This window comes from Parabacteroides sp. B2-S-102 (assembly GCF_023656665.1).
Lineage (GTDB): Bacteria > Bacteroidota > Bacteroidia > Bacteroidales > Tannerellaceae > Parabacteroides > Parabacteroides distasonis.
The window spans coordinates 1-1,657 of record NZ_JAMOKM010000049.1; the positions used below are offsets into that span (position 1 = coordinate 1).

At 48.3% G+C, this 1,657-nt stretch carries 1 protein-coding gene; it reads right to left on the minus strand.

Going from position 1 to position 1,657, the window contains the following annotated elements; translation table 11 throughout:
- Nucleotides 1-4: 4 nt before the first annotated feature.
- A complete protein-coding gene (locus NBH07_RS22420; RefSeq protein ID WP_081415341.1) occupies nt 5-1,504 on the minus strand; it encodes an IS110 family RNA-guided transposase in 1,500 nt (499 codons plus the stop codon).
- Nucleotides 1,505-1,657 lie beyond the last annotated feature (153 nt).

The following is a 1,657-nucleotide window of genomic DNA, read 5'->3' on the forward strand; positions in this document are numbered from 1 at the left end:
TCTTCTATGGAACACATGCATTGCCAATTTCTATATGTGTGCCTGTAATTCGTTCTAATTCACGTTTGTATCTTGTAATCCGTTTTTCGAGTAATACTTTCTCGTCTATACCTACTCTTTCCGGATTATAAGTTGTTTGGTTTGCAACCATGGCAAAGAATATCTCGGCTACCTTGTGGGCAGTGGCAATGACTGCGGCTTTACCTCCGGCCCGTGAACGTATTCTGCGGTAGAAGTTCCCCAATTGGTTCTTCGCATTGGCGAGCGAAGAAGCGATACTTCTAAAAATCAACCCGACATTGTTCCGACGGTGTGGCACGTGGCTTGATATTCTTTTTCCTCCTGATATCTTGGTGTTCGGTGAGATGTTGCACCAACAGCAGAACTGTTTGGAAGACGGGAACTTCCGGGTAAAGTCGTGCCCCAGTTCACTCATCAGTTCAAGTGCGGTCAGGTGGCTTATGCCCGGTATCTCAAAAACGTTCACTCCCCACATTTCGTATGCTTTCCTTTCCACGTCGAAGCTCACGGTATGCCTGGTCTTTTTATAATCGCGGCGTTTTTTTGCCGGGCTATATGAAGTATCTTCCACTTTGGCAACCTCCGCACGGTAGTTTTCCATGAGTTTCTCCAGTTCTGCATCGCACTCGCCAAGTTGGGTACAATAATGTTTGAAAGTATCATAGTTTTGTCTGAGGACAAACATGAGGTCTTCTTCCCAGTTGCCCTCAAGTGCCTTGGCTATTTCCTCTTTCGGGGTTTTGCACTGGATGTCAGCCAATTCCGCAAGTTTCTTGGGGTCACGTTCACCTGCAAGAATGGCCTCGATGATACGTATGCCGGATTTTCCCGTGATGTCAGACAGGACAAGCGTAAGTTTTATATTCATCTGCTGCATGGCTTTCTGCATACGCAGGACCATGCTTGAGGCTTCACGGGAGAGGGTGTCACGATGACGGGTAAGTGTCCTCATCCGTTTGGCGTCGTTGTGCGGTTGGAAACTTGCCTTGAGCAACCCGTACTGGTGCAGCAACATCAGCCATTCGGCATCCGACTCGTCGGTTTTCCTCTCCGTTATGTTCTTCACATCCCTTGCGTTGGTCAATACGACATCCAGCCCGTCCTCCTGAAGACGACAGAACAGCGGTATCCAGTACACCCCGGTGGATTCCATTGCGACTGTCTTTATGCCACATTCCCTAAGCCATGCCGAGATGGCATGCAGGTCGGATGTATATGCTCCGAACGCACGGTTGTTGTCCTTGGAGCGGTCAGCAGGGATGCAGACCTGCATGATACCGTCCGCGATGTCTATCCCAGCCGCATCGGGATTGACTATCCGAAGTTCCGCACCTTTGGCGCTCTTGACTTTTTTTGCTTTCTTTGCCATGGTAATATCGTTACTCTTGTTGATGGATAAATGGCATAAGCCATGTCCTGTCGATGAGCATTCTTCTATACGGCCTCTGACGACCAATCTTCGATTCGCAGGACAAGGAGCCATACTCTTTTGTGGGATTGAAAACCCAAGAAAAAAACGGCTTGCTTCTTATGCCTACAGCAAAGGTAACTAAAAACGTTTCTGCCGCCATAGGCGGCGGAAACGTTCTGTGTTCCACTCTGATTTCAATCAAGACAAAGGCTTGGCTTTACTCTT

Coding starts and splice junctions, on each gene's coding strand:
- NBH07_RS22420 (WP_081415341.1), bottom strand. CDS start 1,504: ATGGCTCCTTGTCCTGCGAATCGAAGATTGGTCGTCAGAGGCCGTATA.